A 6004-nucleotide genomic window follows, 5' to 3' on the forward strand; every position below is an offset into this window, starting at 1 on the left:
AGCTGTTCGTCTCCGGGGCCGAGGTCGACTGGGACGGCTTCTACGCCGGCCGGAACGTCACCCGCGTCGACCTGCCCACCTACGCCTTCCAACGCAAGCGGTACTGGATCGACGCCCAGGCCGGCCTCGACATGGGTGTGGCCACGGTGGGGCAGCACGCGGTGGACCACCCCGTGCTCGGCGCCGCGATCGGGCTGGCCGACACGGACGGGGTCGTCCTCACCGGCCGGCTCGCGCTCGACACCCAGCGGTGGATCGCCGACCACGATGTCCTCGGCAGCCTGCTGCTGCCGGGCACCGGCTTCGTGGAGCTGGCGACCAGGGCCGCCGAGCAGGTCGGTTGCGGGACCGTGGAGGAACTGACCCTCCAGGCACCGTTGATCCTGTCCGACCGAGGACTGCACGTGCAGGTTTCCGTCGGCGCGCGGGACGAGGAGGGCCGACGCGCACTGCACATCTACTCACGGGATCCCGGTGCTGCAGCCGACGTGTCCTGGACACTGCACGGTGTCGGCGTCCTCGCGGAGGACACCGCGGCCCCGTCCGCCGACCTCACGAAGTGGCCCCCGCCGGGCGCCACGCCCGTGGATGTCACCGGCATCTACGACCTGCTGTTCCGGCAGGGCTACGCCTACGGTCCCGCCTTCCAGGGAGTGAAGGCGGCCTGGCGGCGAGGGGACGACGTGTTCGCCGAGGTGGCCCTGCCGGAAGAGGAGCACGAGGAGGCCCGGCGCTTCGGCCTGCACCCGGCGCTGCTCGACTCGGCGATGCACGCCCTCAGCCTCGGTGAGAGCGGCGACGAGCAGACCTTGCTGCCGTTCTCCTGGGGCGGAGTCTCGCTCCACGCGGTCGGGGCCACCGCTCTGCGGGTCGCCCTGCTGCGGGAGGCCCCCGGCACAGTGGCCCTGGAACTGGCCGACTCGGCGGGTGCGCCCGTCGCCTCCGTGGCGGCCCTGTCGTTCCGGCCGGTGTCGGCCGAGCAGCTCCGCTCGTCCGCGTCCGATGCCGACCAGTCCCTGTTCCGCGTCGAGTGGACCGCGCTCACCGCACCGGACACGGACATCACCTTGCTTTCCCGGGACGAGGCACTCGCCACGGACTCGGTGCCCGACGCCGTGGTCCACGAGTGCGCGGCGGCCCAGGGCGACGTACTGGACGCGGTGCGCGAATCCACCAGGGACGTGTTGCGGAGGGTGCAGACCTGGCTGGCGGAGGAGCGCTTCACCGACGCCCGGCTCGTGGTGGTCACCCGCGGCGCCGTCACCGTACGAGACGGTGAACTTCCGGACCTCGCCACGTCCCCCGTGTGGGGCCTGGTGCGCGCGGCGCAGGCCGAGCATCCCGGGCGCTTCGTCCTCGTCGACACCGACGGCACCGCGGAGTCGAGCAAGGCGCTGGCCGGTGTGGTCGCGTCGGGTGAGCCGGAGGCGGCGCTGCGTGCGGGTGACGTCCTCGTGCCGCGGCTGGCGAGGATCACCGCCGCCCCGGAGGAGCAGCCGCGGCGACCGGATCCCGAGGGCACGGTGCTCATCACGGGCGGTACCGGAGGCCTCGGCGCGCTGCTGGCCCGTCACCTCGTCACCACCTGGGGTGTACGGCACCTGCTGCTGACCAGCCGTCGCGGCCCCGCGGCTCCCGGAGCCGAGGAACTGGTCGCCGAGCTGGCCGGACTGGGCGCCGTCGCCACCGTCGTCGCCTGCGACGTGTCCGACCGTGAGGCCGTACAGGATGTGCTCGCCTCGGTGCCGGACGCGCATCCGCTGACCGGGGTGGTGCACGTGGCGGGCGTGGTCCACAACGGTCTGGTCGCCACCTGGCCGGACGCATGGCTCGACGAGGGCTTCGGCCCGAAGGCGGACGCCGCCTGGCACCTGCACGAGCTGACCCGGGACACCGATCTGGCGATGTTCGCGCTCTACTCGTCGGCCGGGGGACTGGTCCTCGCCCAGGGGCAGGCCGGCTACGCGGCCGCCAACGTCTTCCTGGACGCCCTGGCCGTCCGGCGCCGCGCCGAGGGACTGCCCGTCACTTCACTGGCCTGGGGAGCCTGGGGCATCGACTCCGGCATGAGCCGCGAGCTGAGCCGGGCCGACCTCGACCGCATGAGCCGTCAGGGACTTCCGGCGTTCACCGCGGACGAGGGGCTGGCCCTGTTCGACGCCGCGATGGCGACGGGAGAGAGCGTCGTCGTCCCGATGCGGGTCGACACCGCGGCGCTGCGCGTACGCGAGGGCGAGGTGCCGGCGCTGTTGCGCGGACTCGTGCGCGTCCCGGTCCGCAGGGCCGCCCGAGCTGCGGAGGCGGGCGCCGGTGCCGCGACCGCGGTGGACCTGCTGGCGGGCCTGCCCGCGGCCGAACGCGACCGCCGCATGCTGGAGATGGTGCGGGCCAGGGCGGCCGAGGTGCTCGGGCACAGCCACTCCGAGGCGATCGACCCCGACCGGGGTTTCCTGGACATCGGGTTCGACTCGCTGAGCGCGCTGGAACTGCGCAACCGGATGGTCACACTGGCCGGCCGGAACCTGCCGCCCATGCTGGTCTTCGACCACCCCTCCGCGGCGGATCTCGCGGCCCATCTGAGCGAGCTGCTTTTCGAGACAGAGGGGCCCACGGTCGACGCGGACCTTCAGGACGCGTCCGCCGACGAACTCTTCGACATCCTCGACAGCGAACTCGAGATATTCAAGTAGTAGGGGTCGGATAGGGGATGCTCCGGCCACAAGGCCGGGACCATACTGGGCGACCACGTGGAACGTGGAATTCGCTTGTGTATTCGCGCAGGGAGAGGACGGAATAATGACCGTGGCGAGTGAGGACACGAAAGGCGCGGAGGTCGAACCGCCGCTCTTTCCGATGGAGCGCAAATGCCCCTTCCAGCCGCCGGCCGAATACGCGGAATTGCGGGCGGAAAAACCTGTTTTCAAGGTGAAGCTGGCGGTTTCCGGAAAGGAAGTCTGGGTCGTTTCCCGCCAGGAGCACGTGCGACGCGTGCTGACCGAGCCCAACATGAGTTCGAGCTTCGTCAACCCCGGCTACCCGCTTCAGGTCCCGGTGCCGCCGGAGGCCCTCGCGGCGATGGAGACACCGCTGGTGGCGATGGACCTGCCCCAGCACGCCCAGCACCGCCGGGCCATCATTCCCGAGCTCACCGTGAAGCGTGTCCAGGCGCTGCGCCCCCGCATCCAGGAGGTCGTGGACGAGCACATCACGGCCATGCTGGAGAAGGGCGGCCCGGTCGACCTGCTGAACGAGCTGGCCATTCCGGTGCCCTCGCTCATCCTGTGCGAGCTCCTGGGCGTGCCGCACGAGGACATCCCCCACTTCCGGGACTTCGCGGAGCGCACGGTCCGCAGCGACGTCACCCCCGAGGACATCGGCGCGGCGATGGCCGAGATGGACGACTACCTCGACAAGCTCGTCACGTCGAAGGAGGAGGTGCCGACCGACGACCTGCTCGGCCGGGTGATCCAGAAGAACCGCGAGGACGGCTCACTCGAGCACAAGGAGATCGTCGCCCTTGCCCGGATGCTCATCTCCGGCGGCTTCGACACCCTCACCAACATGATCGTCCTCGGTGTCGGCGTGCTGCTGGAGCACCCCGAGCAGCTGGAGCGGATGAAGCAGGACCCCTCCCTGACCAAGAACGCCATCGAGGAACTGCTGCGCTACCTGAGCATCGCCGACTCCGCGACCTCCCGTACGGCCACGGAGGACATCGAGATCGAGGGCGTCCTCATCCGCAAGGGCGAGGGCATCATCGCGCTCAACGGCTCGGCCAACCGGGACGAGCGGGCCTTCGAGAACCCGGACAGCCTCGACATCTTCCGTGAGATAGGCCTGCACTCGGCCTTCGGCCACGGCATCCACCAGTGCCCCGGCGCCAGCTTGGTGCGGGTCGAGCTGGAGATCGTGTACAACACCCTCTTCGCCCGGATCCCCACGCTGCGCCTGGCCGTGCCGGCGGAGGAACTGCCGTTCAAGAAGTACACGCTCATCCAGGGACTGGACGCCCTTCCCGTCACCTGGTAGGCGCAGTCGCCCTTGGGGCCCGGACGCCAGTGGTGACCCGGCCCCCCGAGACGAGGAAGGGAACGACCGGTGCGAATCCAGGTCGACCGCGAACGCTGCATCGGCTCCGGAACCTGCGTGCTCACCCTGCCCGCCGTGTTCACCCAGGACGACGAGGACGGCCGCGTCCGCCTCACCGAGGACACTCCGGCAGCGGAGAGCCGGGTGTCGGTGGACCACGCGGTCCTCACCTGTCCCGTGTCGGCGATCTCCGTGGAGGACGGCTCGTCCGACTGACGCCGGCACCGTGACCTGAGCACGACGGGAGCGTCCCCGCCCACCCGGGCGGGGACGCTCCCGTCGTGCTCTGCCCGGTTCTGGGACGGGCAGCGATGAGCCGGGGTGTGCGGTCCGTTCACCGCCCACCCCGGCTCGGCCCTCGCGGTGCCGCTCCGGCCCGGTCAGGGCAGCGTACGGACCCACTCCTCGATGTGCCGTGCGGTGTCCTCGGCCCCCTCCTCCAAGATGCTGAAGTGATTGGCCCTCACCGTCCGCACGGTGTGCGACGGGCTCCACGGCTTGGCCTGCCAGTCGCCTCCGTGGGCGGCGGTGTCCTCGGCCGCGCCCGCCGGCGAAAACGTCTCGGTGCACTGGATGAACAGCACGGGCGCGTCGATGTCCTCGGCGGTCAGCTTCGGTACGAGCTCCACGTACCGGCCCATCGTGGACAGCCGGTAGCTGTCGAACCGGCCGAGCGTGTCCTCCTTCTCCAGCATGCTGAGCACCAGGCCCTCGTCGAGGTTGTTGCCGCCCTTGTCGGCACGGTAGCTGTCGAGCAGCACCACGGCCGCCGGCGTCACTCCCGCCACCCTCTCCAAATGCTGGGCCGTGACGTGGGCGAGCAGCCCGCCCGCGGAGTAGCCGACCACTACGAACGGCTCGCCCTCCGCCGCCACCAGCACGCTCGCCGCCAGGGCCTCGATGGCCGCCTCGGGAGTGTCGGGCAGCAGCTCGGCGGAACCGAACCCCGAGACGGGCACCGCCGACACCTGCCGTACACCGCGGAAGTACGAAGCGAGCCGCGCCTGCTGGTAGACGCCGCCCGTGGCCATGGGGGTGCTGACGCAGATCAGCCGGGGGGTGCCGGGACCGTCGGCCAGCTTCACCGGCGGCGGTGCCTGGTCGAGCTCGCTCACCGACGAGAACCCGGGGCGCGTGTTGGCGACGGCCGCCAGGAGGTCGAACGCCTTCGACATGGAGCCCCTCAGAACGGCGCGACGGAACAGGGCGCTCAGCGTGTCCTCGGCGTCCTGGCTGTGCGCGTCCCCTTCCGAGCCCCCGGCCGGCCCCTCCGCCGGTCCCGCGGTGGCGGAGGCACTGAACTGCCCCTGGACGTAACGCGCCAGGGCGGCGGGGTTCTTGTTGTCGAAGACGACCATCGCGGGCAGCCGTAGCCCGGTGGCCGCGTTGAGGCTGTTGCGCAGCTCCATCGCGCTGAGCGAGTCGAAGCCGGCTTCGAGGAAATCCCGTTCGGGGTCCACCGCGTCGGCGGTGGAATGGCCCAGCAGCGAGGCACAGTACGTCAGGACGGCCTCGGTCAGGAGCCCGACCTGTCCTGCGGCGTCCAGTTCCGCCAGCCGGCCCCGCAGAGAGGCCGTCTGCGTGGCCCGGCCGGCCCTGCGGCGAGTGACTGGTACCAGCTGCCGCAGCAGCGCGGGTACGTCCGTCCGCGCGGCGAGGGCGGTGGGGTCGACGCGCAGGGGGATCTGGACGGGCTGGTCGGTGCGGATTACGGCCGCGTCCAGCAGGGCGAGTGCTTCGTCCACCGCGAGGGCGGGCAGGCCCAGGCGGGCCATCCGCACCTCCGCGTCCGCCTGCGCCTGGTTCATGCCGGTGGCCGTGGCCCACAGGCCCCAGGCGAGGGAGGTGGCCGGCAAGCCCTGGGCCCGGCGGTGGACGGCCAGGGCGTCCAGGAACGTGTTCGCGGCGGCGTAGT

The 6004-nt window shown here is 71.3% G+C and carries 4 protein-coding genes; 3 read left to right on the plus strand and 1 reads right to left on the minus strand.

The window, feature by feature from the left end; all coding sequences use genetic code 11:
* The 3 genes from AB0L29_RS35335 to AB0L29_RS35345 form a co-directional block, all read left to right on the plus strand.
* The coding region (locus AB0L29_RS35335) for a type I polyketide synthase (protein ID WP_365833438.1) at window positions 1-2690 on the plus strand (2690 nt) is incomplete at its 5' end.
* Between the two features lie 298 nt (window positions 2691-2988).
* Window positions 2989-4029 carry a cytochrome P450 gene (locus AB0L29_RS35340; RefSeq protein WP_365833441.1) on the plus strand — a complete coding sequence of 347 codons (1041 nt, stop codon included), beginning with the start codon at window positions 2989-2991 and terminating at the stop codon, window positions 4027-4029.
* A gap of 69 nt (window positions 4030-4098) precedes the next feature.
* Window positions 4099-4305, plus strand: coding sequence for a ferredoxin (locus AB0L29_RS35345; protein WP_365833443.1), 207 nt, complete (start codon window positions 4099-4101; stop codon window positions 4303-4305).
* Window positions 4306-4469: 164 nt separating this feature from the next.
* On the opposite strand, the gene AB0L29_RS35350 is transcribed toward AB0L29_RS35345, so the two are convergent.
* Window positions 4470-6004 (minus strand): thioesterase domain-containing protein (locus AB0L29_RS35350; protein WP_365833445.1); only part of this gene is annotated, 1535 nt, incomplete at its 5' end.

The sequence above is a fragment of the Streptomyces sp. NPDC052701 genome, from assembly GCF_040678355.1.
In the GTDB taxonomy this organism is placed as follows: Bacteria; Actinomycetota; Actinomycetes; order Streptomycetales; family Streptomycetaceae; genus Streptomyces.